Source organism: Kitasatospora sp. NPDC089509, from assembly GCF_044749365.1.
Lineage (GTDB): Bacteria > Actinomycetota > Actinomycetes > Streptomycetales > Streptomycetaceae > Kitasatospora.
In genome coordinates, this window is sequence record NZ_JBIVHS010000011.1 from 1 (window position 1) to 24,769 (window position 24,769).

24 protein-coding genes and 2 pseudogenes are annotated in these 24,769 nt (G+C 69.7%); 10 read left to right on the forward strand and 16 right to left on the reverse strand.

Annotation, left to right across the window (positions count from 1 at the left end):
• Positions 1 to 1,252: 1,252 nt before the first annotated feature.
• Entirely contained in the window at positions 1,253 to 2,227 is a 975-nt protein-coding gene (locus tag ACIP4P_RS22855) for an amidohydrolase family protein (protein ID WP_400921097.1), read from the reverse strand.
• A 242-nt stretch (positions 2,228 to 2,469) separates the two neighbouring features.
• Positions 2,470 to 3,738, reverse strand: a complete 1,269-nt coding sequence (locus ACIP4P_RS22860; protein ID WP_400921099.1) for an alpha/beta hydrolase family protein — start codon at positions 3,736 to 3,738, stop codon at positions 2,470 to 2,472.
• A gap of 164 nt (positions 3,739 to 3,902) precedes the next feature.
• Between ACIP4P_RS22860 and ACIP4P_RS22865 the strand changes: the two genes are divergently transcribed.
• Positions 3,903 to 4,442 carry a MarR family winged helix-turn-helix transcriptional regulator gene (locus tag ACIP4P_RS22865; protein WP_400921101.1) on the forward strand — a complete coding sequence of 180 codons (540 nt, stop codon included), beginning with the start codon at positions 3,903 to 3,905 and terminating at the stop codon, positions 4,440 to 4,442.
• A gap of 48 nt (positions 4,443 to 4,490) precedes the next feature.
• Here ACIP4P_RS22865 and ACIP4P_RS22870 read toward each other — a convergent pair whose 3' ends face one another.
• The 4 genes and pseudogenes from ACIP4P_RS22870 to ACIP4P_RS22885 all read right to left on the reverse strand — a co-directional run.
• Entirely contained in the window at positions 4,491 to 4,913 is a 423-nt protein-coding gene (locus ACIP4P_RS22870; RefSeq protein WP_400921103.1) for a hypothetical protein, read from the reverse strand.
• 378 nt (positions 4,914 to 5,291) lie between these two features.
• Positions 5,292 to 5,516, reverse strand: a complete 225-nt coding sequence (locus ACIP4P_RS22875; RefSeq protein ID WP_400921105.1) for a hypothetical protein — start codon at positions 5,514 to 5,516, stop codon at positions 5,292 to 5,294.
• A 212-nt stretch (positions 5,517 to 5,728) separates the two neighbouring features.
• Entirely contained in the window at positions 5,729 to 6,094 is a 366-nt protein-coding gene (locus ACIP4P_RS22880; protein ID WP_400921107.1) for a VOC family protein, read from the reverse strand.
• Between the two features lie 33 nt (positions 6,095 to 6,127).
• Positions 6,128 to 6,658, reverse strand: a pseudogene (locus ACIP4P_RS22885) (SDR family oxidoreductase); the annotation flags it as partial.
• 113 nt (positions 6,659 to 6,771) lie between these two features.
• On the opposite strand from ACIP4P_RS22885, the gene ACIP4P_RS22890 reads away from it, so the two are divergent.
• Entirely contained in the window at positions 6,772 to 7,596 is an 825-nt protein-coding gene (locus ACIP4P_RS22890; protein ID WP_400921109.1) for a hypothetical protein, read from the forward strand.
• A gap of 289 nt (positions 7,597 to 7,885) precedes the next feature.
• Here ACIP4P_RS22890 and ACIP4P_RS22895 read toward each other — a convergent pair whose 3' ends face one another.
• Positions 7,886 to 8,287 carry a hypothetical protein gene (locus ACIP4P_RS22895; RefSeq protein ID WP_400921111.1) on the reverse strand — a complete coding sequence of 134 codons (402 nt, stop codon included), beginning with the start codon at positions 8,285 to 8,287 and terminating at the stop codon, positions 7,886 to 7,888.
• Between the two features lie 529 nt (positions 8,288 to 8,816).
• Between ACIP4P_RS22895 and ACIP4P_RS22900 the strand changes: the two genes are divergently transcribed.
• From ACIP4P_RS22900 to ACIP4P_RS22910, 3 genes are all read left to right on the forward strand, one after another.
• Positions 8,817 to 9,560 carry a hypothetical protein gene (locus tag ACIP4P_RS22900; RefSeq protein ID WP_400921113.1) on the forward strand — a complete coding sequence of 248 codons (744 nt, stop codon included), beginning with the start codon at positions 8,817 to 8,819 and terminating at the stop codon, positions 9,558 to 9,560.
• A gap of 319 nt (positions 9,561 to 9,879) precedes the next feature.
• Positions 9,880 to 10,410 (forward strand): SUKH-4 family immunity protein, encoded by a 531-nt coding sequence (locus ACIP4P_RS22905; protein ID WP_400921115.1) that lies wholly within the window; start codon positions 9,880 to 9,882, stop codon positions 10,408 to 10,410.
• Positions 10,407 to 12,569 (forward strand): hypothetical protein, encoded by a 2,163-nt coding sequence (locus ACIP4P_RS22910; protein ID WP_400921117.1) that lies wholly within the window; start codon positions 10,407 to 10,409, stop codon positions 12,567 to 12,569. The genes ACIP4P_RS22905 and ACIP4P_RS22910 overlap by 4 nt, the downstream gene beginning before the upstream one ends.
• A gap of 86 nt (positions 12,570 to 12,655) precedes the next feature.
• On the opposite strand, the pseudogene ACIP4P_RS22915 reads toward ACIP4P_RS22910, so the two are convergent.
• Together ACIP4P_RS22915 and ACIP4P_RS22920 are read right to left on the reverse strand one after the other, a co-directional pair.
• Positions 12,656 to 12,934: pseudogene (locus ACIP4P_RS22915) on the reverse strand (transposase); the annotation flags it as partial.
• A 42-nt stretch (positions 12,935 to 12,976) separates the two neighbouring features.
• On the reverse strand, positions 12,977 to 13,195 hold the full coding sequence (locus ACIP4P_RS22920; protein ID WP_400921119.1) for an IS3 family transposase: 219 nt from the start codon (positions 13,193 to 13,195) through the stop codon (positions 12,977 to 12,979).
• Between the two features lie 191 nt (positions 13,196 to 13,386).
• Between ACIP4P_RS22920 and ACIP4P_RS22925 the strand changes: the two genes are divergently transcribed.
• Positions 13,387 to 13,713: a hypothetical protein gene (locus ACIP4P_RS22925; protein WP_400921121.1), complete on the forward strand. Its 327-nt coding sequence runs from the start codon at positions 13,387 to 13,389 to the stop codon at positions 13,711 to 13,713.
• A 525-nt stretch (positions 13,714 to 14,238) separates the two neighbouring features.
• Here the strand turns inward: ACIP4P_RS22925 and ACIP4P_RS22930 are convergent.
• Positions 14,239 to 14,373 (reverse strand): hypothetical protein, encoded by a 135-nt coding sequence (locus ACIP4P_RS22930; protein ID WP_400921123.1) that lies wholly within the window; start codon positions 14,371 to 14,373, stop codon positions 14,239 to 14,241.
• A 302-nt stretch (positions 14,374 to 14,675) separates the two neighbouring features.
• Here ACIP4P_RS22930 and ACIP4P_RS22935 point away from each other — a divergent pair, with 302 nt between their 5' ends.
• Positions 14,676 to 15,074 carry a hypothetical protein gene (locus ACIP4P_RS22935; protein WP_400921125.1) on the forward strand — a complete coding sequence of 133 codons (399 nt, stop codon included), beginning with the start codon at positions 14,676 to 14,678 and terminating at the stop codon, positions 15,072 to 15,074.
• A gap of 1,303 nt (positions 15,075 to 16,377) precedes the next feature.
• Here ACIP4P_RS22935 and ACIP4P_RS22940 read toward each other — a convergent pair.
• Positions 16,378 to 17,028 (reverse strand): hypothetical protein, encoded by a 651-nt coding sequence (locus ACIP4P_RS22940; RefSeq protein ID WP_400921127.1) that lies wholly within the window; start codon positions 17,026 to 17,028, stop codon positions 16,378 to 16,380.
• Positions 17,029 to 17,787: 759 nt separating this feature from the next.
• On the opposite strand from ACIP4P_RS22940, the gene ACIP4P_RS22945 reads away from it, so the two are divergent.
• Positions 17,788 to 18,210, forward strand: coding sequence for a hypothetical protein (locus tag ACIP4P_RS22945; protein WP_400921129.1), 423 nt, complete (start codon positions 17,788 to 17,790; stop codon positions 18,208 to 18,210).
• 136 nt (positions 18,211 to 18,346) lie between these two features.
• Complete coding sequence (locus tag ACIP4P_RS22950; RefSeq protein WP_400921130.1) at positions 18,347 to 18,604, forward strand: hypothetical protein; 258 nt, start codon at positions 18,347 to 18,349, stop codon at positions 18,602 to 18,604.
• A 12-nt stretch (positions 18,605 to 18,616) separates the two neighbouring features.
• On the opposite strand, the gene ACIP4P_RS22955 is transcribed toward ACIP4P_RS22950, so the two are convergent.
• From ACIP4P_RS22955 to ACIP4P_RS22970, 4 genes are all read right to left on the reverse strand, one after another.
• A complete protein-coding gene (locus ACIP4P_RS22955; RefSeq protein WP_400921132.1) occupies positions 18,617 to 19,057 on the reverse strand; it encodes a hypothetical protein in 441 nt (146 codons plus the stop codon).
• A 967-nt stretch (positions 19,058 to 20,024) separates the two neighbouring features.
• Positions 20,025 to 20,645, reverse strand: a complete 621-nt coding sequence (locus ACIP4P_RS22960) for a hypothetical protein (RefSeq protein ID WP_400921134.1) — start codon at positions 20,643 to 20,645, stop codon at positions 20,025 to 20,027.
• A 227-nt stretch (positions 20,646 to 20,872) separates the two neighbouring features.
• Positions 20,873 to 21,148 (reverse strand): hypothetical protein, encoded by a 276-nt coding sequence (locus ACIP4P_RS22965; RefSeq protein WP_400921136.1) that lies wholly within the window; start codon positions 21,146 to 21,148, stop codon positions 20,873 to 20,875.
• Positions 21,149 to 21,665: 517 nt separating this feature from the next.
• Positions 21,666 to 22,286: an SMI1/KNR4 family protein gene (locus ACIP4P_RS22970; protein WP_400921138.1), complete on the reverse strand. Its 621-nt coding sequence runs from the start codon at positions 22,284 to 22,286 to the stop codon at positions 21,666 to 21,668.
• Between the two features lie 415 nt (positions 22,287 to 22,701).
• Between ACIP4P_RS22970 and ACIP4P_RS22975 the strand changes: the two genes are divergently transcribed.
• Positions 22,702 to 23,517: a hypothetical protein gene (locus ACIP4P_RS22975; protein ID WP_400921140.1), complete on the forward strand. Its 816-nt coding sequence runs from the start codon at positions 22,702 to 22,704 to the stop codon at positions 23,515 to 23,517.
• Between the two features lie 94 nt (positions 23,518 to 23,611).
• On the opposite strand, the gene ACIP4P_RS22980 is transcribed toward ACIP4P_RS22975, so the two are convergent.
• A complete protein-coding gene (locus ACIP4P_RS22980) occupies positions 23,612 to 24,280 on the reverse strand; it encodes a hypothetical protein (RefSeq protein WP_400921142.1) in 669 nt (222 codons plus the stop codon).
• Between the last annotated feature and the right edge of the window lie 489 nt (positions 24,281 to 24,769).

Genomic DNA, 24,769 nt, shown 5'->3' on the forward strand with positions numbered 1-24,769 from the left:
GCGCGCCGTCTGCTCCGCAGACATGACGCGCCGTCACTACGTGACGGAGCGTTGTGGCGCCCCTCCGGGGCGCAGTAGCACAGAGTGATGTTGCGGCGCGTCGCGCCGCTGGTCGGGGGTGGCTCCGGTCGGCGGTCCAGTGCCCCTCCTTTGGGGTGCCGGCGCGTCCGCGCCGGGCTCTATGGCCCTGTCTCGGGCTGGTCTAACTTGGTAATTCTAATGGTGAGTTGGAGTTTTTGGCGCACTCCGTGCGCCTAGCTATCTGGGGAGAAGGGGGCTGGGGTTCGCCTTCGACTTTCCCCTGGTGGCTGCGGGCGAACCGGCCGGCCACTCACCTGCCATTGCATTCTGTTACCAGATTGGCCAACGGTACAACCCCTCCCGTAGGGGGCAAGGTGGCCAGCCACCCGGCCAAGGTGGTCTAGACCCATGGCCTTGATCGGCGACCCCGTGCAGCCTTGATGACGCCATCGATGCAGCATGAGAATCACATCATCGGATGATCTCACCATGTTCTGTCCCCTCATTCGGAAGCAACCATGGAATACTTCACCGCCCCGGATGTGTCACGGTCAGTTGTGTAACGTCATGAGTTTTCCATTCGTTACTTGTCAGGCCGTCAGCTCCCTCCGTATAAAGCGAAGTGACGTTACAGAATCCGGTCCTCTCAGATTTCGGCCCCTCACGGAAATCCGTCATCGGCGTCGTCCCTGGGCGGCCTCGGCGAAGGTAAGGCCGTTCCATAGTCGCCCGGTCTGCAGTGTGCGCCCGCGGTGTGACGGGGGTAGGGGCGGACAGCCTCGCATGTCTTCGGTGACGGCCCAGGGATAGTAGTAGTGAGCGGTGCTCAGGGGCCAGACGGTCTGTTGCTGCGTCTTGTGTCGTGTGGGACCTGCGCGTGGTGGCTGGGGCGGGCGCAGTTTGCAGGACTCGGCGAAACGGGTCACGAAAGGCAGGCCGGTGGTCGGGAAGGGCGGAGTGAACAACGGCCCGCCGGGGGCCGCGGCGATGCACCGCACTCGCCCCCTTTGGGCCGCCACAAGAAATGCATCAACAGCCCGAATGTGTAACGCCAGAAATCCCTCAGAAACACCAACCACGATCGGGTCCGTTCGGGCGAGGGTGGCTGATCGTCCCGGTCGTCCCGCAGCTGCCCAAGATCCCCGACAGCATCCGGCTCTCAGTTACCAACGTCATGGGGCACTTCAGGTTGTCACGGTCTTTGCCTGCTGCGGACCTTGCCTGAGGTTGATCAGAGCTCGATGCGGTAAAGCGCCGCGGCGTTGCCGCAGCTGAACTTCCGCCGGTCCTCCTCCGAGGTGAAGTGTCCGACGAAGGCGGTGATGTCGTCGTGGGTCGGGTGCTGGAACGGGTAGTCAGTCGAGAAGATCAGCCGGTCGACAGTGGTGACCGTCAGGGCGTGCCGCAACAGCGCCGGGTTCAGCATGCCGGAGGCGGTGATGTAGAAGTTCGACCGGATGTAGTCCGACACCGAACGCTGGAGGCCTGCGATGCGAGACAGGCTGTTGGTCCGGTCCAGCCAGAACAGCAGCATCTCGCCCCAGTGCCCGAGCACCACCTGAAGCTTCGGGTGCCGGTCGAACGTGCCGCGCAGGATCAGGCGCAGCGCTGCGGTGCCGGCGTCCATGTGCCAGCCCCAGCCGAACGTGGCCAGCGCCAGATCGGTTATAGCGTCGAAGCCGCGGTAGGAGGCGTCACGCAGTGCGTCGGAGGGGATCTGCGGGTGGATGAACACCGGCTGTCCCAGCTCCGCTGCGGCGGCGAAGAAGTCCTCGTACGCCGGGTCGTCCAGGAAGCGGTTGCCGGAGCGGCCGTAGACCATGGTGCCGACATGCCCGGCTCCCGCGGCCCGGGCGAGCTCGGCGGCGACGTGCTCCGGTGAGGACAGGGGCAACGTCGACAGCGCGCGGAACCGCCTCGGGTGGCCGGCCACAGCCGCGGCGGCAAGGTCGTTCGCAGCACGGCTGAGCCGCACGGCCTGCTCCGGGGGCAACGACTGGGTACCGGGAGGCGTCAGAGCGAGAACCGACACGTCGATCCCCTGGGCGTCCATGGCGGCGATCCGCCCGGCGCCCAGGTCTTCCAGGCGCTGAAGGTTATCGCCCATCTCGTTGAGGACGAGACTTTCGTCCGGGCGCGGCATCGCTTTGAGGGCGGCGGTCAGATCGGGGATGAGCCAGTGCTCTTCGATGGCGATGAGGGTCATGTTCCGATCCTTGTCCAGAAGTTGTCGGAAACCAGGTATGACCAGGGCGCTGTCTGACCCGAGCGGTGCGGGTGCGGCGGTGCGGGCCGTGCGCTGCCGTGGGTATGACGGTGGCCGGCTGGTCTTCGGACCGGCCCGGCCACCTGCTTGGCTTGATGACCTTGAATATCAAGCTAAGTGGTGTCAGATCGTGCGTGCCCCGTCAGGGCGATCACCGCGTGGGGAGCGTGGCTGCCGTCGTCTCAGGACCGGGACGCCAGCGCCTGATCGAGCCACGCGAAGGCGATCGGCCCGGCGCCGGGTTCTCCCATGTGCGCGAGCCTGCCTCGCACGACCAGGTCCGTATGCGTGGCGTCGCCGCGGGTAGCGGCGAGGAGGGTGTCCTCGATCGGGAAGATCGAGTCCTCCGTCCCGTTGATGACCAGCAGCCGGCAGGCCGGCGAGTCCAGCACGCCGGAGTCGACGAGGCTGAACCGGTGGGCGTCGGCAGTGTAGGCGGCCACCGCCGCCGCCGGGTCGGCGTTGCGATAGCCGAACTTGTGGGCCAGCGCCTCGGCCAGATCGAAGGGGTACTCCATCTGGTTCTGCGCGCCGATCCATTCGGCGTCGAACATGCGGTGGCCCCCGCCGCCCTGTGCCACCGCCGCGGACAGCCGGTCGGCGTGGGTGTGTGCGACGCGCTGCGCGTAGTATCCGCCGGTGCTGACCCCCCAGGCGAGGATCGTGGCGGGGTCGAAGCCGGACTCGGGGGCGCTGTCGGCGACCCAGTCGAGGATGCTGCTCATCAGGCGGTCGGCGGAGGCGGGGTCGCTCGGCGCCGCGGGGCAGTCCCCGGTGCCGGGGATCTCGAAGGCCAGCGTCGCGTAGCCGTGGTCGACGAGTGCCTGGACGCGCGGCGTCTGGTCGGTCCGGTAGCCGTCCAGACCGCAGATGAACAGCACCACGGGCCATCCGGCCTCGGGCCTCGGGCCGTGGGGTACCCACAGGTAGACGGGGATGTCGGTGTCGTCGTCGCCGGCGGCGAAGTCGGCGTGCTTGAACGGGATGGCGATGGGCACGACCGGCGATTCCGTCAATCTGCCGCCCTGCTCGTAGGCGGCCTTGCCCTTCTCCCACGCCTCCTGGCCCAGCGGCGAGCGGACCACGGGGAAGCGCGCGGTCCGGTAGACGGCCGCCGCGCGCAGGAACAACTCCCGCGCCCGGTCGGTCTCGCCCCGCTCCGCCGCTGCCCGCGCCTCGTCGGCGAGGCGGTCGCCGACCGGCAGGAACGGCCGGGCGAAGTCGTCCTGGCGGGAGAGGAAGGCCGGGTCGTCGCCGGAGACCGCGATCAGTTCGGCGAAGATCGGCTCGAAGTCCACCAGCCGCCCGTCTTCGAACGGGTAGACCTCGGCGGCGCACGGCCCCCGCCACTTCTGCTCCCACAGCGCCGATACCGACTCGTGGTGCGGGAAGTAGGGGAAGCCGTCGCGGAGAGTTTCGGCGGTGGACTGGACGTGGAATGGCGTGGACATGGCCGTTCTCCCGGTCAGAGGGCTCAGGGTGCTGGAAGTTCCGAGATTTCCTTAGAACTTGAAGCAAGTCCCACCGTAGCTTGCTTCGAATTCTAAGGAAATGGGGATGCGGAAGTGACCTACGTCATAGAGATGCTTTGAATTAGGAGCACTATGCTGGGCGGATGACCGAGAGCCGTCCCGACCCCGAAGCCCGGCCCGGTGGCGACGAGCCGCTGAACCCGGCCGAGCTGAAGACGCTGATCGCGCTCACGGAGTCGGTCAACCTGCTCCAGTACCGGCTAGAGCAGCGGTTGCGGGAGATCGCCGGCGTCAGTTTCGTACAGTTCCAGCTCCTGGTCCGGCTGCGCGACGCGGGCGGGACGCAGACCATGACCCAGATGGCGGACGGCGTGGTCTACAGCCGCAGCGGGATCACGTACCAGGTCGGGCTGCTGGAGAAGGCCGGGCTGATCACCCGCGGCCCGGACCCGGACGACGACCGCGCGACCGCCGTCACCCTCACCGACGCCGGCCGCGCGCTGCTGGACCAGGTCCTGCCCCCGTACGTGGAACTGGCCCGCCGCCTGCTCTTCGATTCGCTGACCGGCGGCGACCTGCCGCAGCTGGCCGAGATCATGGCGCGGGTCCGCGACCACATACGGGCCCAGCCCTCCCGCTCGGCCACGACGGTACGGCGCCGCCGCGACGACGCCGGAGCTTGACGCTGTCGGGAAACCGTCAAGAAGCTATCGGGAGGAACTGCGACAGCGTCAGAGCTCCGTTTCGGCTGCATCAGGGCTCTGCGTGATCGTGTGAGACCCCGCCACGCGCTGGTAGGTCTCGTCCAGCAGCAGCCGCAGCTCCCCGAGATGCCACCCAGCGCTCCCGGTCAGGTCGAGCCCGGCCGTGACCTTCTCCCGGGCCGCGCTCCACTCCGGCCCGGCCAGCGGCCTCGCGCGCGGATCACCCCACGTGTCCGCGCCCACGGCGAACACGTCGCGCCGCTCCAGGGCACCGTGCGGCGCGTCGAGCACGCAGAACGTCCACGCCGCCTTGTCGATCAGCCCGGCCGGCGCCAGCTCCGGGTTGCCCAGCACCAGCCGCTTCCACGTCCCGTCGCTCGGCAACCGCTCGTCGATGTGCACCGGGGCCGGCTTGCGCCGCGCCACCAACACCGGCAGGGCTTCGAGCACTGCGACCACCAGGGGCACCAGCCTCGGTCGCGTCCCACGGCACCACGTCCCCGAGCAGCGCAATGAACGGGCGCACCGTCGCATAGCGTTCCACCAGCTGCGCCCGCCACTGCGCGTCGGCGTCCCCGTCGGCTGGCGGCGGGAGGACCTCGGCGAGATCCGCCAACGCCACGATCAGCTCCTGACGGGTCACCACCGCCTCGATCAGCGCCCACGCCTCCGCCACGCCGACCGGGCCAGCCACGCCCTCGGCCGGGGTTTCCAGCAGCACCTCGACCGCGGCCCCGACCTTCGCCGCGGCCTTGCGCAGCTTCGGCCAGGTCCGCAGCTTCTCCTTCATATCCGCCCGCTGCGCCCGCGCCGGCAGCTTCGTGGACATCAGCACGTCGGAGAGCGTGAGCGCGTCGTCGACCGAGGACGATCGGAGATGTGCACGGTGTCGCCCGGGCGCGCGTAGGTGAGCAGTCCGCCGAACTTCGGGCGCTGGAGCGGGTGGAGGCGGATGGAGGTAGCCGGGTCCTCGTCGAAGGCGATCGGGTCCTCGATACTGGCCTCGGCCAGGACGAGATCCTGGCGGGCGCTCGACTCCTGGTCGGTCGACACCCGCTTGTAGAACGAGATTGGCCACGCTGTTTCCCGCTCCTGCCGCCGCATCGGACCTCGGCTGTCATCTTCCCCTGTCGTTAGCCCTCATCGGATCCCATTGGATCGGAGCCGCCGTCAGGCCCCGGAATCACCGGGTTGATTGGATGCCCGCCGCACCTGTCGTCGTTCGATCGTTTGACGACGGGCACCCACGATGAGCGATGGCAGTCTCAGGCCGCGCGGAGGCAGAAGGGATGTCCGGCGGGGCTGGCGTACACGCGGCTGCCGGTGCTGGTGTCCGAGCTGGGCTCCTCCGTGGGGCGCAGGCGGGTGGCGCCGGCGTCGGTGGCGGCGCGGTCGGCGGTCGCGAGGTCTTCGACGGCGAAGTCGAGGTGCATCTGCTGGGCGGCGCCGTCCGGCCAGCCCGGGGCGGTGTGGCCGGGGGCGGACTGGATGACGATCACGGGCAGGCCGGGTGCCTGGATGAAGTGGTGGGTGGGGGTGGTGGTGGAACCGCCGAGAAGGCGGTGCCAGAAGGTGCCTTCCGTCTCGATGTCGGCGGCGTCGATGGTCACGGAGGCCAGGGTGAGGGGCATGGCGGTGTTCCTGTTCTTGGTGCTGGCCGGTGTTCAGACGGTGGGGAGGATGCCGCCGTCGACGCGGAACTGTGCTCCGGTGAGCCACTTCGCGCGGCTGGAGGCTAGAAATGCGATCATCTCGGCGACGTCCTCGGGGTCTCCGGGGCGGCCCACGGGGACATTTAGGTGGCCCACGATCCGGCGGGTGATCTCGTCCGTGGTCACGCCCTGCTCCTCGGCCATGTGCCGCAGATGGGCGGTGGCGCCGTCGGTGACGACGAAGCCGGGAAGCACACAGACCACGCGTACCCCGCGTTCGCCGACCTCGGTGGCCAGTTCGCGGCTGTAGGCGTTCAGCGCGGCCTTGGCCGCGGCGTAGGAGGCTTCCGTGCGCTGGGGCAGCTGGCTGGCGATCGAGGAGACGTGCACGACAACACCGGAGCCCCGCTCGACCATGCCCGGCACCAGGGCCCGGTCCAGGCGCACGGCACTCAGGAGGTTCATCCCCAGGTCCGCCTGCCAGGACTCGTCCGACCGGCTCAGGGTCGGCGCCGGGGGGCTCGCCGCACCGGCGTTGTTCACGTGGCGGGCGGTTTCGGCGGGGGCGGGCTGTGAGCGCGGCGTCGCGGCGGCGTGGTGGGCGGCCAGTACTGGCGGTCGGCGGGCAGGTCCGCTTCCGGGGATTGCGGTGGCAGGTGGTCGCCCTGGCCGGCCAGCGGGTCCACCTGGTTGCCGAGGGCCGGGAGGAAGTGGTGCTGGCCGGGCACCTGTTCGCGGACGCCACGTTCGCTCTCCTCGGCCCCGAGCCGGGTGAGAAGGCTCAGGCGGCGCCGCAGTGGGGCCTGTTCGAGACCGCGCCGACAGCGGCCAGGGAACGGGCGCTGGCGTGGCACCGGCACATCCGCGAGGTGGAGACCGGCCACCCCGACGGGGCGGGCGCGGGCTATGTGGCCAACGCGCGCTACGACCCGAAGCGGTACACGCTGGCGCAGCGGGAGCGGGCCAAGGCAGAGGAGCTCACCGCGCTCGGCTTCGGACGGATCTCGCGTTCCACGGTGCAGAAGATGCGGCTGGACTACCGCAAGCAGGGACTGTGGGGGCTGGTCGACCACCGTTCGACCCGCGGGCCCAGCCCCGCCGGGCGCACGGACGAGCGGGTGGTGGCCGCGGTGAAGGAGGCGATCCGACGCCGGCGGGGGCGCTCCAAGGGGACCGTGAAGGCGCTGTTCCCCGTGGCCGCCCGGATCCTCACGGAGCGGCACGGGGACGCGGTCGCGATGTGCTCACAGGCCACCTTCTACCGGCTGGTGGCTGCGCTCACCGACCCGCGCGAGGGCCTGCCGGGCGCGGAGACGGCGTCCCCGGGCCGCGGGAAGGGCGGGCGTTCACCCCGACCGTCGCGCTGCGCCCGGGCGAGCAGGTGCAGATCGACACCACCCGCCTGGACGTCCTGGCCGTCTTCGACGACGGGGCCCTGGGCCGGCGACGGGTTCGACGAGCTCACGACGGGCGTGAGCTGAGGAGCGCCCGGCGGCTGCTCCCGCGGCAGGGTGGAGGGGTTTCCCGCGTGGGCCACTGGCTGCAACGGGAGTGGGCCGCCCCGAAACGGTAGGCCGAGGTGTCTCTCAGTCCTGGGCCCGGACGCTTCGGGTGCCGTCTGCATTGCGGCGGCATCGCCGCCAGCCCCACCGTCACTCCCGGGTAGTCGACCCGCTAGGCCCGCTCCGATTGGCCCCTGCCCTCCGACCGCCCGGAGGGCAGGGGCTGATGGCGTCCCAAGGGTGGAGTGCCGGGGCCGGTGTCCCGAGGTCAGCCGGAGGGCGGAGGCGGTCCGAGGTAGCTCGCTACGCCCTCGGCGGTCAGCGGGAACGACGCGCCCCTGCCCATCAGTTCCACGAGGCCGTCCGCGCCGACGGTCAAGTTGAGGTGCTTTCTGCGGTAGCCCCACTCGTCCGCGCAGTCCCAGCGGTACCCGAGCGTGGTCCGTTGTTCCACCCAGTACGGATCGTGGTCGAAGTCGCCCTTGAGCTCCCAGACCAGTTCTTCGTACAGGCGCTCGCCGCCGTCCCAGTGCGTCATCCCGGGAGCGGTCAGTGAGCCGTGGACCTCGAAGACCTTGCCGCCGTAGGCCCTCAGCACCTCGTCCAACCGCGCCCTGGCGGCGACCAGTATCTCCGTGGCCCGCTCCTTGTCACCCGAGGAGGAGATCACCTCTCCCTCGCGCCGCCGTGCCGCGGGCGGCGGGGACAGCGAACGCGTTACCTGCGCTGTCTCCGACGGTACGCCCGGCCGCTTCTTCCGGCGCCATCCGAAGATCCCCATCCAGCCCCCTGTGGTAGAGCCGCGATCATACCGGCTCGCCCCGGCGGCGAACACGCCCTCCCCGGCGGCCCGTTGGGCCGGGGCGCCAGGGGACCGACCCGGTCGCGGCGGCTCGCCCCGGCCAGGAAGGCGGCCGCGGCACCCGCGCGCCGGGCGAGGGCCTGAAGACGTCGGCCGGATCCACGCCGCCTTCGTCGCCGACGCCCGCACCCGCGGCGAGGCCTGCGGCCCCGCTCGACCTCCTCCCCCACCCGGAGCTGCCGATCGAGGGCGGCAGTGTGTGCCAGCCCGCCGCCGAGCTCGCCTACACCGCAGGGACCGGCGAGGAGCGGCACCGGCTGCGGGCGTTCGTCGAACGGCACCGCCCCGGTGTCGGTGCCGAGGAGACCGCGGCGCAGCTGGCGGCCTGCGCCGCCCTGTGGGAGCGGTCGGGTCCGGGGCCGGCCGGGGTCGGGCGTGGGAGCGGCGCTGGCGCTCCTTCCCGCGGCTGCTGGTGGTCCTGGTCGGCACGGCGGCCTCCGGGGTACGCGGCACGGTGGCGGACCTGCGGCTCGCCGCCGAGGAGAACCCGGCCGTCGCCGAGATGCTGGCCGCGGTCCCGGCCGGCGCCGCCCGGATCGAGGGCCTGGTCCAGCGCGGCCCGTCCGCACCGGTCTGGCACCCGCTCAGCAGCAGCGGGCGGGCGGGTGGGCCGAGTTATAGGCCTGGTTGTCACCACAAGGTTGATCACTTCGTTGCGCCCGCGCAGAACCGGATCTCGCGGCCCAGGGTGACGTCGGCACCGGCGGGGCGCGGCCGGGCCCGGATCCGGCCACACGTACGACTCCCAGCCGTGGACAAAGAGCAGAAGACCTTCGAGTACACCGACGACCTGATCGCGGCGCAGCGCGCGCTGGTGGCCGTACAGGCCGAGCGCCAGGCGTTCCTGGCCACGCTGCCGTCCTGGGGCGGTGACCTGGAGGCCGCGCGGCGCGGGGTGGGTGAGGAGCAGCTGGCCGAGTCCGCGCGGTTGGAGGAGGCCGAGCGGCAGGCCTCGCACGCGGTGTGGGCCGACGGGTACTGGGCCACGCTATCCGGCGAGGACCGCGTCATCGCCCGCAGCCGACTCCACTACATCGACGACAATCCCGGGGCGAACGCCGCAGAAGGCCCCGCTTCGTAGAGCGCCGATGCGACCGACCGGCCCGGCTCTGGCGGCCGTTCCCTGGCACTGGAGACCCGGTCCACTGCGCGCTCGGGGGCCTGGGCGCGAACCGGTCCCCTCACTGCGGGGGGCAGCGGGGGCGCCCGCCGTGCCAGTCCCAGCGACACGGGTCCGCGGGGCGCGGCTCATGAAAGGCACAGCCACCAACACCGTCCGGCCAGAGCTCGGCGACCGGCCTTGCCGGACGCTCCCAGTTCCGCAAACCGTCCCCGCGCCGTCGCTGGAGCCGCCACGATGGGCCTACAGGCACACACGATGAGCCGAGGCAGAGGCAAACATGGCAGAGCACGCCGATCGCGAACTGAACAGTGAAATCAATGCCTTGTGGGACGATCAACTCAAGGCAATTCCAGCCGAGTGGATTCCTCGCGATGCGGCGCCGAACGTCGCGGAGTTCCTGACGGTCGTGGGACTACCCACAACCGAGGTGAAGGGTATCGCGTTCGTCCATGACAAGCGGATGTCGCACTTGATCGAGCACCTTGATCGCGGCTACCTGCTTCTCGCCACGACCGGCGGGTTACCGTTCGTGGCGGATCCCATCGACGGTCAGGTCGGCACCTTCGTGGGGGGCCGCAGTCCACGCCTGCTCTTCGTTGGCTCAAGCCTGCCGCAGTTCCTGGTCGCCCTGGGTATCTGGCGCCGCGACCTCTGGGCGCCGCCAGCGGCCACGAGGACAGCCGAGTATCTGCTCTCGGCCTGCGCACAGTTCGAGCGGGTCTTAGCCGATCGCGATCCGGCTGCCGTCAAGGCTGGCGCCTACTGGCCTGGTCTGCTCGGGGGCCTCCGCGAAGGGATCGAGCTGTGATCATCGTCGCCGTCCGAGGCCAGCGGACGACCCTCGTGCAGCGTGTCCTGGCGATACTGGCCGCCCTGCTGGCAACGCTGCTGGCGGTTCCAGCGCCCGCGCTCGCGGATGACCAGGGGCCGGTCTTCCGCAGAGTCACTGAGGCAGACTCGGACTGGATTCTCATGATCCCGAATCTGATCTACCGCTCGCTGCATTCGAAGGTGCCGTACGAAATCAGCTACGACCGCAACGTCGGCACGATCTTCATACCGGACGTGGTTCCCGGGAAGGTCCTGTCCATCACGACCGCAAGCATCGACGGGGCCGCGCCAGCCACCCGCGCCAACGGCTGGGTCGCCCATACCAACACGGCTCTCATCCAACTCCTGCTCTTCGATCCGCACGCAACGACGTTCCAGCTCGTCAACTGGGACCTGGAGGCGCTCCGCGACGAGAACGACGCGACCGTCGACTGGCGGGCGCCGACCGAGGCCGGAACGAAGGCGGCTTCCAGCCTGACCTGGGATCTGTCGGACGCGCCCGCTGAAAGGGTCCAGGAGAGGCTGAAGGAAGGCATGATGCACTCCGAACCGCTCGACGGACTGGTCGCGTTCTACTTCAATCAGCTGGCCGAAAAGGCGTACGCCGCAGGCCAGCTGAAAAGCCGTCCCACCGAGCGTAAAGATCTCATCAACCGGACGTCTCAAGTCTCCACCGAGCAACCGCCCTGCAACTACAGCGAAAAGGGCTGCTACACGATGCTCGACACCCGTAGGATTTTCCCCAACGTGGTCAAGGTCGTACACGCCATCGACGATCCGGCCTCTTCGACGTCCGGCCCCGCGGTATCCAGCAGCGAGCGGCTGAAGGTGATCCGCGAGGAACGCATGCGCCTGGCCGAGGAGTTCGTGAACAGCGGCAAGAAGGTGACCGGCCAGGCATCGGCCCTGGTGAAGGCCGATCCGTTCAACAAGCCCGGCAATTCGCCCGCGCCGGGCGCCGCGGTAGCCGCGCTGAACGGCGCTGACCCAGGTGGCATCGACTTCTCCACGCTCCAGCTGCGGTATCTCAACGAGGGCGCCGACGGCCGGTTGCAGTACTCGTTCGCCGCCGCCTCAACGACCAGTCCTGACCACAAGGCCGCAGAGGGTAAGACATCGGTTAACCAGAGTTCAGACGCGTTCTTCGTCTGGCTCAGCCTGCCCGAGTCGACGTTCTGGGTGAACCTCAACCCGACCGAGCCCGACCGCATCGTCGATCCGAAGCTCGGCTCCACCGACGTCGGCCGGATCCTGCTCCAGGCCGACTTCCGGATGAAGACCACCGTGGGCAAGCTCATCCACCCCGATACCGAGCTGGGTAAAGAGTTCTGGGGCCAGTTCACCCCCGGCAAGCAGTCATGCATCTCCATGCGCCAGTGGATCGTCCCCAAGCCAGCCACGGTCTACGAGGAAAACGGCGGCCTGTACATCGTCGACGCCCCACTTGAGGTGAAGATGGAGGCCGACTACCTCAAATCACAGAGCGGCGACTCGGACTGCGCCACGTCGGACGACCGGATGGTGTCGACCTTCCGCTCCAAGGTGCTACCCAAAGTCGAAGAGGACGTCAACAAAGGCGCCGACTTCGCCGACCTGCGCCGCGTCTACCTCAGTCGAGTCGCCGCAGAGTGGTACCGCGAGAAGCACACCAACGGCAGCCTGGCCAAGCTGATCGACAACGGCGACGTGAGCCCGTGGCCAGCCCGCGAATCGTGGTCATCACGGCAGGTCTTCGATGCGTATGTGAAGTCGTACAACAAGAAGGAGTTCGACGTCCACCACACCGAACAGGTCGGAAGCTCCCTCTACGACGTGACCTACAGCTACGGCGGCGTCGACTTTAGCCAGGTCGACCTTGTACCGATGGCCCCGGCCTCATTCGCCGCCCAGCACCAGGGCATAACCGACGCGGTGGCCGCCTCGACCCAACGCCCAGCATCCGACCGACAGGGCGCAATGTGGCTGGGCGGCGCCGCCTACCCGGTCGACCACCACGACCCGCTCCCAGGCGCAGCGCCTGAGAAGACTACCGACCGTGACAGCGGCTTCCCCTGGATCTACGCCGGCGGCGGCCTGGTTCTACTGTGGCTCATCACCACATTCGGCCGCCGCGCCCGCAGGCGCGTCAACAAGTGACCGGCAAAGGACAAGAGGAGAGACAACCAGCTGATGTACGCGACCCCGGCTAAGCTTGACTCTGTCGGTGATCTTGGTGGTTGGGGTCAGGTTCCGAGGGTTCGCCAGGACTTCGACCGCGGGATTCCGTGCTGGTCCAGGTAGGTCTGGAAGGCGGTCGGTGGTCTCGGTGTGGGGGTTTCCTCGGTCTCCGGCCGGTCGCTGAGTCGTTCGATGTTCACCGCGATGGCTGTGAGGACGTGCTGCAGGTGTGCCTCGGGCTCGCCTCGGTAGCGGCAGTGGCGCATGCCGTGTCCGTGGGCGAACTCGTTGACGGTGCCCTCGATGCCGGAGCGGACCGCGTAACGGGCCTTCCACTCGGGGGTCTGCTGCTCGGTGAGCTTCCCCCGCTGGGCGGGAGGTGCTGATTACCTGGTCAGGGCTGGTGTAGGCAGTTCGGCGGTCACTGGTTCGGCCGCCGCCTGGTCGGCGTAGTACTTCGCCTCGTACTCGTCCGGGCTGAGCCAGCCGAGACGTTTCTGGATGCGCCGGGTGTTGTACCAGCCGTCGATGTAGGCGAACAGCGCCAGGTCGGCGTCCGTGCGGGTTGCGAACGTCGTGCGGCGCACGCACTCGGTCTTCAGCACGCTACGGGGCTGGCCCTTTGTCCTGTGTGTAGTCCGAGCGCCTGTTGTGCGTCAGCCCATCCGGGGGGACTCGCCGGGGGCGTTCTTGCTTGTGCTCTGGAGCAGCGTGTCCGCTGTCACTGCGGGTGCCGGTCGGTGCCTGGAACGTCGCCCGGACGTAAATCTGCCGGGCTGTGCGGAGAGGACGGAACATGCGCAAGCTGAGAACTACGGTCGCCGTTTCCATCACGGCGGCCATGGGGTTGGCCGGAGTGATGATCACGTCGCCTGCGGCCTGGGCCATCGTGCCTGTGGCTAGCTGCCGGGTGGATCTGGGAACCGCCGGGATGAGTGCCGTCTGCGAGGCGTCCCCGAACGCGGTGAGAGCGCGGAACACAGTCGTGTGCCAAGACGTCGATGGCGTCAACCAGACGGTCACCGGTCCGTGGACCCGCCTGAGTGTCTCCGAGAAGACCACCATCATCTTGTTCTGTCCGGAGGGGACGGTCTCTGTCGCCGGATCGATCGAGTTCGCGTGAGTGGCTTAGGCCTCTGCTCTGTCAGGACATGGTGCAGACGGGGACAAGCGGGCATGGCGTGATCGGTTGCGTCGGCGAGGGCCGGATTCCTCCAGGACCCCGTGAAGGGCCCGCCTCCCATCCGGAGGCGGGCCCTTCACGGGGTCCTGGGGGTGCGGCGCAGCCGGGGTGGGGGCGATCGCGTGGTCTGGTGCGTGTCGGTACTGCAGGGGCCGCGGGTCGTGTTGCGTGGGGTCCTGGCGGGGTGTCAGCGGCAGCGAGCGGGCCGTCGACGGCTACCGGGGCCGATTCGTACGACGAGGGTGCGTAGGCGGTCGTGCCGGAGGCGGTGGTGTGCACGGCCGTCGCGTCGCACTGGAAGCGTCGGTCGCCGAGCCGCTGGGCGGTACCGGGCAGGCGGTCGGTGGTGCGGGGCGGGGCCTTGGTCGGTGGTCATGGCCGGCCTTTCGTCAGGGGCGCTGCCCGGTAGGCCGGGTGGTAGGGACGGTGGCGGTGTGGCGGGGCCGCGGGGGCCGCGCCGCGCGGTCAGCGGGCCGGGGGCTGGTAGCCATCCTCTTTCATGATCACGATGATCAGTTCGACGCAGTCGGAGCAGACGTTGACTCCCGGTCCTACGACCAGGTGGGCGCTCTGGCTGGCCCGCCCCGAGCTCTCACTCACCGACCAGCACGCCGTCTTCCTTGGCTCCGAAGGCGAGACCGGCGTCGTCGCGGCCGACCCCGCCGACGTCCTGTGGGTGCTCGCCGGCCTGCCGCTCGGCTACCGAGAGACGGGGTCGATGCTCCAGGCGACCTCGGGTAACTCGGGGAGCCCTCTGCAGTCGTCTCGACCACGGTCGGCGCTGCCTCGGGACGGGAGACCCCGCTGCACGAAACTGGCTGTCTTCGAACCGAAGTTTGCTCCATGATCGCGAGGCGGGAGTCCGAGCTGCCGCCGCAGCCCCTCAACGACCAGGAGCCCGCATGTCCGTCGAGCCTGACTTCCCGGAATTTCCCTACGAGGAGCCTCCCCACGGGATCACCTGCTGGCAGAAACCCTGGAACGGCGTCCTCGTCAGGGTGGACCAGATCCCATGCAAGGCCGGAGACGAGCTCACCTTCGACGTCACGGTCTGCAGCGACTTCCACGGGCAGACCCCGGCCGCGACGATCCAGGGCATCGTGAGCATCACCGCCGACACCACCTCGGCCGACTACACCATCCCCTGGGACGGCGTCCTGGACGCCGTCCCCGAGGGTTCCATCACGGTCTTCTACACCCTGACCCCCTCCGACGGCAGCGAGCCAACGACCTCGGAGGGCACCATAGTCCGGTACTCCCGCCGGCAGCCGGGCGGCGACGTCTGCGGCCCGGACAGCTGAACAATCACCGGTCGGCACGTCGGTGAACAACCACCAGCCGTGCCGGCCCTCGCCGTGACTGACAGCTAAAGCAACAGCATTGGTACCCGGGGTACCCGGACGGCGGCGAGCAGGACCAGGACGGCGGCCCGGCGCAGCGGCACCGGGCCCGGGAGCCAGGCCGGCGGGCCAGGACAGCGGACGCACAGCTCCCGGACGGCGGTCCGGCTTCGGTGAGCAGGACACCGAACAGGACCCGGACGGCGGGACGGCGGCAGCGGGCAGGACACCGAGCAGGACGTCGACCGCCCCAACTCCATGCCCCACGCGAGGCATCCGACGACGCCAGGACCCCGCCCCCATGCCTCACGCGAGCCACCACGACGAACAGCAACCCCGACGCAACCAGGCGGGCAGACCGACGACGCGGCACCGGGCACAACGCCCACCAGGACGGCGCCGAGGCGGCACCGAGCGGGACCACGACCGGCGGGACGGCGGCGGGCCCAGCACCACCACGGCGGCCGCCACCAGGCGGACGCGAAAAAGGAGAAGCACAGCGCAGCGACCCACCCACACCGACCAACGCCCCACCCACAACCGCCCACACCACAGACAGCAGGGCCCAGGAAGGTAAGTCGGCCCGGTGAGTTCGGCGAGCAGCGCTCTGACCAGCACCGACAGCCGACCCGCCAGGTGGGGGCTGGACGCCGAACGCGCACCCGGACGAGCAGCCCAGGGCGCACCCGAACACGCACCCGAAAGCGGGGCCGTACGAGCACGGACAGCGGTGGGGCGCAGCGCCGAGAACGGCGGCGACGGGCCCGCGGACGAGCAGCGCGACGACCAGGCCTGCGCCGAGGGCTGGCGGGGGGCTCTGGGGGCCTTGACGGCCGCCGTACGGGCATCGGGGGCCGGGTGCGGCGGGGCGGCCGCCGAGCAGGTCGTGGGCGTCGCGACGCCACGGCCTCACGACGTCACGGAAGCGCCGCAGGCCACCCGCACCCGACAGCGCCCACATCAGAGGACGGCACAGGGAGGGTTGTCAGAATTTCCGGCGGCTCCGACTGGCGGTCTGATCTGCGCGGATGCCGCTGTTCGTTGCGTTCTGGGGTACTGGCATCAGGAGTCGCATCGGGAGTCGCGGCGCGGCCTGGACGGCGACCGGCGGGACGCCCAGGCGGCCCGTGACCCGTCTCAAGTTAATTTGACGAGTCTCAACGGAGTTTGACCGACTCCTCGACCGAGTGCTTCGGCCGGCGGGTTGAGTGTTCGGCGTCGGCTGCTGGGCCAAGTCGGCGGCACGCGGTGGCATGGGCGCTGGTTACACCGAGACCGTCCGCGTCCAGTCCGTCCGACCGAGAGTCCCGGCGCGCAGCCCGTCCGGGGCCGGCCAGGTCGCCACCAGATCCTGGTGGCTGGCGAAACGCGGGCCGGGGACGGCGTCTTGCATCGGTTCGCCGTTCAGCCAGCAGATCTGCCAGGTGACGCTCTCGGTGTCGAGCAGGCAGCAGATCCCACCGCTCGCGGCGGTCAGTGAGGTGAACACCTTCCGGATGCTGGCGGACCGCTCGAACGCCTGGCTCATGCCCGTCGTGGCCGCGGTGAAGCGGAGCGACACGTAGCCGGGGTGCCACCAGGACGTGAACTGGACCGCGAGGTAGATGTATCCGATCGCCAGCCTGCCGTGCTCGTCTCGTTCCCCCTGATAGGTCTCGGAGAACTCGCGGATCGCATCGTCGTCGACGTCGAACATGAGCGTGGTGTCGAGGTGCAGTGTGCTGCCGTCCGAGCAGTCGACAGGCTCGGTCTTGAAGTTCGAGGTGAACGGGAGAAGCAGCTGATCGCCCCCCGGCAGGGCCACCGTGGTCTGCGGCAGTCGACGCGTCCTCGGCACCAGCCCAGCGAGTTCGGTCAGTGCCCTGACGACGTTCCGGGCAGGAACGACGATCTCGTAGCAGTAGTCGATACCCATGCACTCCACCTCTCCGCTGAACAAACCGAACCGTCCCACAACACGCCTGCCCGGGCCAGGCAATTCTTCCCCGCCACGACAGAGTCGGCTACGAGAGTCCCAACACCCTCGAAGAGCGCTACCTCTGGGCTCGGTCAGACTTCGATGAGACAAATCCCTACCGGTCAAACTTCGTTGAGACAGATCAAACTTCGGTGAGACGGGTCACCGGACAGCGGCCCGGCCGTCGCCGGTCGGACTGGGACAACGACCGCGAAAACGTTCCCACCAGCCACAACAACCTGAGACCGTCCCAGCAGACCGGACACAACGGACAAGCTGAGACACCCCTGGAACGACGCCGGCCGACGGGCGCAGCGGCGAGCAGCAGGACGACCAGGCGGACCGGGGCCACGGCCTGGGCGGCGACGGGGGCCGTCGATGAGGTGGCCGGCCAGGTCGTGACGGTGGGGCGGCGCGTGCGGTGCGAGGACGGCGACGGCCTCCCCGGTACATCCGGCGGACAGGATGCCGGCGACGTGCTCGGCTGCGTACCACGTGCCGCCCTCGGGGTGGGGGCGAGCCGGCTCGGCGGCCGCGTCGGCTCCCTCGCCGGCGGCGACCGGCGGCAGCCGGTCGTCGGTCCGTCCCCGCCCCTGGGCGAGGCAGCGGTGCGCGGGCGCTGCCGTGGCGGGTCCGGGAGCCCGTTGTGCAACAGGTCGTCGACAGAGTTCCCGGATTCCCCCGCGCGGGATGGCCCCTGGGGCTGATCATGGCCGGATGCCCAGTGACGCGAACCAGCCCCCACCGACCGGCCCGACGTACTGGGAGGCGAGGTGCACGGCCTACCTCGGCTCGTGCGCCGGGCAGCTGACCCTGTGGGGCCACGACCTCACCGACGGCGCCTGGCCGGACGTGGAGGACCTCGGGATCCTTCTCACCCACACGATCCGGGACCTGGAGGCGGTAGAGGAGACGCGCACGAGCGCCGACCTGCTCTCCCACGCCCTGGTCCCGGTCCGGGCGGCCGACCGCTGGCTCCGCGCCCCCTGCCGCTCCTCGCCCGCCATGGCCGCCCTCCTGCTGCGGGAAGCGGCCGGACTGATGCGCTCCGCCCGCGAACAACTGCTGACCCAGGCACCGGGCGGACGCCCCTACCGGGTACCCGAGCGGGACAGGCAGAGCGGCCCGGCAGGGGTGTAGGGCACGGGCGCGTCAACCGGGCACGCCCGGACGCAGTCGTTCGAACGGATGACGGCCGACCTGCCGCCCCGGACGCCCCCGACCTGGCCGGCCAGATCGAGCGCCCCGGCAGTCAGACCCTCGTGCCCTGGATCTCGTGCACGTCCCAGCGGTCCCAGTCCCGGCCGGCGTGCGCGGCGAGCTCGGCGCCGCGGCACCGGTGACCGAGCAGGACGTCGACCGGGCGCAGCGGAGCCCGGCCCGGGGTTCAGGGCGGCGGGCCGGGCTGACAAAGGGGCAGAACCTGGATGGCGCCGAGCAGGGCGGCGGCGCGCGTGGCGAGCAGTACGTCCACCCCGACCCCGACGGCGGCACGTCACCCGAGCACGAAGCCAGGGCCGCAGTCGCCTGGTAGCAGCTCGCAGCCTCATGCTGTGATCGAGCGCACCTGGCCTGGGTCCAGGTGCAGCTCATACGCGGTGTTGCACTCGCTGATCAACGTGCCCACCTCCGCACCGCAAGGGCACAGTTGGTTCATACCGCTTTGGCCGTCGAAGCCGCAGCACCCCCCGGAGTGCTTCATCCAGTCCGGATGCGGCTGGAGGCCCGACGCGTCATCGGGGTGCAGGATCACCGTGTCCCGGGGGCCCGCGGACACCAGGAACCCGTCACCGTTCGGGTCACTGACGCAGGGCCCGCCAGCGAAGACCTCTCGACATTCGCCGCAGGGCAGGAGCGGGGCGCCCCACGGCTCGGGTTCCAGGGCGAAGAAGCCGAGCGGCAGAGTGGGAGTGGCTCGACGGGATCCGTCCGCTTTGGGAAACCCTTGATCCATCGGGCGAACGGGCACCTCGGGCAGCTTGGTCAACGGCCCAGCAATCGAACGATCGCAGGCCGTGCACACGAACACAGTCACCCGGAGTTAGTAGCACCCGACCAGCACCCTGCCAAACGAATTATCGGCTGCCGGCTTCCGTTCCGAGGCTCCCCGGACGCCGGCATCGAACACAGCGATGCCCGCCCCGACGCACCCAACCCAGTGCCCCACGCGAGGCATCAAGGTACGGCCGCAAAACCACCCCCATGCCGCACGCGAGCCATGGCAGCGCGGGCGCAGCCGGCCCGAGAACGCGTATCGCCCCCGCGCCCGGTAGCGGGCGCGGGAGCGATCGCGGCCGGTTTTACGGGTGGCCCATGATGACGTCTGCAAGGGCGCCGGTGGCGGTGGCCATGTAGCTGGCGGTCACCACGACGGTCGACACCGCGACCACGACAACCCGACGAAGCTTGCTCATTGCATTCCCCCTTTTTCAGCAGAACTGCTGGCGAACACGTGTGTGGCGCTACAGGCGGTGGTCCTGCTCCCCCGTGCTGGGCCGCATCCCTGCGCCCGCGTGGTGGAGGCACAGGGCCACTGGCCGACCTACGGGTGGCTCGCGATGACGTCCGCGAGGGCCCCGGTGGCGGTGGCCATGTAGCTGGCGGTCACCACGACGGTCGACACCGCGACCACGACAACCCGACGAAGCTTGCTCATTGCATTCCCCCAGTCCGACAGGCGCCCCCGCCCTGAGCGGAGGCACAGTTCGATGCTACGCACCGTCAGGGCCACTGCCCCAGAGACGGCCCGCAAACTGCCGGTGGAGCGAAGCCAGCACGACACCAGAAACGGGCGCAGCGGGCCAGCGGGCGTGGTGGTCCAGGGCGCGGGTGGACCGGGCGTAGCGGGTGGGTCTGGGTGGTGGCCGGTGCGCGGGCGGTCTGGGGTCCGGGCGGCGGCGGGCTCGGAGCCGAAGTCGGCCGCTGTCACCGGGCGGCGTGATCTCGGGCTTGGGCTATCTCCTGGGGTCTCTGTTCGGTCGAAGCCACCGCCGGCGCTGCGGGCGCAGGTGTCCTTCCCGTAGTTCCCGGCGCACTTGATCGGCCAGTTCCGTCAGTGCCTGGTCCACGGCCGCATGTGCCTGCTGCAGGCGCTCCTGGCTGTGCGGCAGGTGCGCGACCCAGGGGCCACCCGGGCTGTCCTTATCCAAGTTGTAGTAAGCCGTCCAGTTGCCGTCGGCCCGGAGGAACTTCTCCTCGGCCTCGCCAGCCGCGGTGAATCGGAGCAGTACGCTGTCGAATGCGTAGGCGCGGACCTTGGCCTCGAACTCGAACCTCTCAGGCTGCTGATAGCCGTCCAACCGGCTCGGCAGCGGTTCGGCGCTCCGCCGCTGCAGTTCGGCGCCCTGCCGCTGCTGGTGGAGCACGGCCTCAACGATCTCCTTGCGGAAGGCCGTTTGGGCCGGAAGCGTCTCGTAGACCTCTGCCGTCTTCGCCCACAACCGGGCCTCGCCGGCCGACTCCCGGCTCGCCCGCAGAGTCCGCGAAGTCGTGAGCGACGTCGGCACAGTGCCGACCACCGCGACGACCGCGGTCGCAACCGCCGCGACCAGCGCCGCTTCAACAGGTGGCTCCATGACCGGCAACGATATCGGCTGATCGGGTAACCGCCAGAGGTAAAAGTGTTCACTGGCTGGGAAGTTGGCGGCGCTTCCCATCCTGGCACGACCGGGCCTCGCCACGACGCCCGCCCCGGCTGCAGCCTCCGGGGCGGCCTGCCGGCCACCCGGCCACGGGCGCAGCAGGAACGCAGCTGGCAAGCGGGCCAGCTCCGACCAGCAGGCGTGCCTCTCCGGTTCGCCGGCTACCGGTGCGCGTTGACGATGATGACAATGACGACGACGAGGATGAGGAATCCAACGCATCCGAGACACCCAGCGCCGTCATCAGAGGCGGGCGCCTGCTGGCGGTCCTGCTGTGCCTGGCGCTGCTCGGCGGCGGTGCGAAGCTCGTCCTCCCTCCGACGGTTGTTCTCGATCCAGGCACCCGGTTTGTCGCGCCCGGTGCAGTAGTGCGAGCCGTAGCCGTTCCCCTGCCAATACTCCCAAGTACCGCAGAGACTGCACTGTCGAGCGGTCATGCCTTCCCCCCACAAGACGGGCCACCAGCCCAGGCCACCCAGGCCGTTGTCACGCTCAACACACGGAGAGTAGTCGGATATTTCGATACCGCCTGGCCCGTCGGCCAGCACACGGCACCAGGACGGTGAACCAGCACGCCTCCGGCAGCAGTGGGTCGGCGGCGAGGCGCTCCAGAGCGTGGTGGACCCGGCGCAGCCGGCGGGGGTCCGCGTGGCGGCCGGTGTGCGGGCGGGCGAGGGTGAAGTGGAGCGCGGACAGGACGGTCTCCTTCGACGAAGGCAAGCCGAAAGAGCCCGCCTCCTGGTGGAGGCGGGCCCTTGGCGGGGTCCTGAGGGGTGCGGCGCAGCCGGGGTGGGGGCGGTCGCACGGTCGGGTGCGTGCTGGCGCTGCGGGGGCGCGTGTCGTGCCCCGAACGCGACCTGCCCACCGCCGCGGTGGGGGCCGGGGGCTACCACGTCGCGGCTCAGACAATCGGAAACCAGCGTCATCGGGACAGTCATGCCCCGGGGCGAGGCCTCAGGTTCGGTTCTGCTCCTCCCAGGCCTCGTTCGCTTCGATGTAGAGCGGTTCCAGATACTCCCAGGGGTCGAGGCCCTGCTCGCGCATCGTGCGCTCGACGCGCCAGTGGATGAACCGTGAATGGGGAGCCCCGAAGACCAGGCGCCGATCGAAGTCGATGTCCGCGGCCTCGGTGAGCCACTTCACCAGGAGGCCGGCCATGCTCAGGTCGAACTCGACGAAGGGGCGGGGGCGTTCCCACAGCACAACCGGCCATTGCTCCGGAACGGACCCCGTCGTGCGCCAGTAGACGGCACCCCACAGGTCACCGTTGCCGTCCACCAGGCGGAGACCGCACACCAGCGCGCCGGGCTCCGGCCACAACGGATAGTCGGACTTCGTGTGCGAGAGCCACGCCGTATTCTCGGGGGTCGGGGTCATGTGGCCCACGGACGGGATCCCCGACTCGTGCTCTCCGCGCACTGCGGGGAGCACCATCAGGCACCCGTCAACGGTGCCCACACCGTAGACGGCGAGAAGGTCACGGAAATCGGCCGGCAACTGGCAACCGAGCTCCCGCTCGACCTCCAGCCAGTCGAGTTGCTCCCCGGTCTCCGGGCCGGGCGGCATCAGCGCCATGAGACGCTCCACGTCAGGGTGCACAGTCGCCGTTCCTCCACAGCCGCATGATCATGAGCGGCCCAACTGTACGCCCGCGGCATCACACCCAGGCTGCCTCGACTGGATCACAACGGCCATCGTCGGCAGGACCGGCCGGGAACGTACCGGCCGGTGTTGGGGCCCAAGATCTGCGAGCCCGGGAACGGGCGGGCCCGCTCCCGACCCGGCAGGGACGGTGGTCAGCGAGCGAAGTGCTTGGTCCGGTCGGGGTACTGCGCCGGCCGGCCGGGCCGCACGATGCCCGGGGCGATGGCTGTAGGAAGTCCCACGGGTTCCCTGACAGGCACTCAACGCTACCGGGCTCCTCGACGACGACCGCGTGCCCGCCATCGTGCCCTGATTCGAGCGCAAGACCGCCGGCCGGCCCGACCCGATGGCCGAGGAACTGCGCACCTGGTTCGACATCGCCCGACTCGGCCACGTCACCGTGCCGCGCTCACGCCCACGACCCGAGCAGACCATCCACCTCCTGCTTTCCGGGGCGCTGCCCGTGCTGCAGAGCTGGGCTGCCAGCTCGGACTCCCTGCGCTCGATCAGCCGCCAGCACGTGAAGGACGCCCTCGCGCCGTACGAGGGCGACCGGGCCCACTCCGTGCTCCAGGGCCCGCGAGCAGTCTTCCGCACCCTCAAGGCGCACAAGGTGGTGTTCATCGACCCGACCAGCCGGATCAGCCTGGGGACACCCGCCTCGGAACCGCCACTGCCGCTCGCCCTCGAACCGCTCCTCGCCGCCGTCCACTCCCCCGAGCCCACCGGCGCGGCTCTGGGCTCCCTCCTCGCCTTCCACGCCCTGCGGCCGGCCCAGCTCAGGGCACTGCTGGTGACCGACCTGGCCGACGGCCGACTGCGCGTCGGCGACGGCCGGGTCATCCTGCTCGCGACCGAGGTTCGCCGCCGGCTCCACGCCTACCTCGCCGAACGCACCCGCCGCTGGCCCAGCACCGCCAACCCCCACCTGTTCGTCAGCCAGTTCACCGCCCTGCGCACCCGCCAGGTCACCAGGACCTGGGTCAACCAGACCCTCGGGCTGTCCGCGCAAGCGATCCGCGAAGACCGCATCCTCGACGAAGCACTGGCCGCGGCGGGAGACCCGCGGCGCCTGTGCGACCTCTTCGGCCTCACAGACAACGGCGCCCAGCGCTACACCTCCGTCCTTGGGCGCACCGACCTCAACGAGCCCCCCACCTGAGGAGCCAGCGAACCCCGCGCGTCATCGGCTCTCGCAATCGAGGTCGTGCTCGGTCTCTCGCTCGACACCGCCCGAAACATCTCGCCCAGCGTCCTCAGTCGTCGCCGTCCTCGACCCCTCCCCGCAGGCCCCACTCGTCAAGACCGGAGTAGATCAATGCAGTACGACCCCGGGGATAGGAGAGGGCCTTGGCCTCCCCTGCGTAGACCGCCACCAGTGAGTCGGATCCCCTCCACCAGGTATCGGCCAGGCCCATCACCTCGCGCACTGGCTTGTAGCCGTCCAGCACGATGCCATCGACGTCATCGCCGGTGACCTTGGTGATCCGCTTCGCCCACATGGACGCGTGGTGGCTCAGTGCGAGCGACTCCACCCAGCCCTCGACGGTCGCGTGGAGAGGCGCCCACCGACCTGCGTGAATGCCGAACTCACCAGAGGGACTGATCATGAACGAGTAGGGAACCGCGGTCCGTTGCGTCCCCGCTTCGAACCACCACCCTGCAGAGTCTGATTCCGGTGAGTCCGGATCGAAATACTTGGGCCCGCCGTCGTATTGCGATGCGGGTGGCAAAAGCAGACCGCCCCAGCGCTCTTGATACGCCGCCATCCGCTCGACCACCGCTGCCGGGATGCCTCGCTCACGCCACCACTGCCTGTGCCCTTCGACGGGCCTGACATCGACCTTGACACCGTGCGAGCCGACGAACAACCGGGCGCGTCGAGTCAGGCCATCGGGCACATCGTTGAAGAGGTGAAGATTCACCAGGGTGACGCTACCCAATAGCCCTGGTGAGGCCGCGAGGGGCCCAGTCTGCTTCCTGAACCCAGTTCCACAGCAGGCCGACCGGCTACGGTGGACCTCCGGGTTCCGCCTCCGTCACCCTTCAGAAATCGCGAACTCATGGGACGTCGTCATTCGGCGCAGCAGGAGCAGGAGGCGCTCCGCGGTGCCGGGCGGTGCGGGGGTGCGGTGGTGGCCGGTGGTGGGGTCGAGGTCGGCGCGCCAGGTGGTGGCGAGGGTCTGGAGGGGGTGGGGGCGGATGTAGCCGGTGGGCAGCAGGGTTCGGGTGCGGGTGGGGTGGCCGAGGCGGTGCAGGGCGTCGTGCAGGGGGTGCAGGTCGGTGTCGGCCCAGTAGACGGCGGTGGTGAGCCGTTGCGGGCGGCGGCGAACTCGGCGAGGGCCTGGTCGGGGTCGATGGCGTGGTCGGGGGCGCCGGGGGTGTGGGGGCCGGTCAGGCGCAGGGTGCGGTCG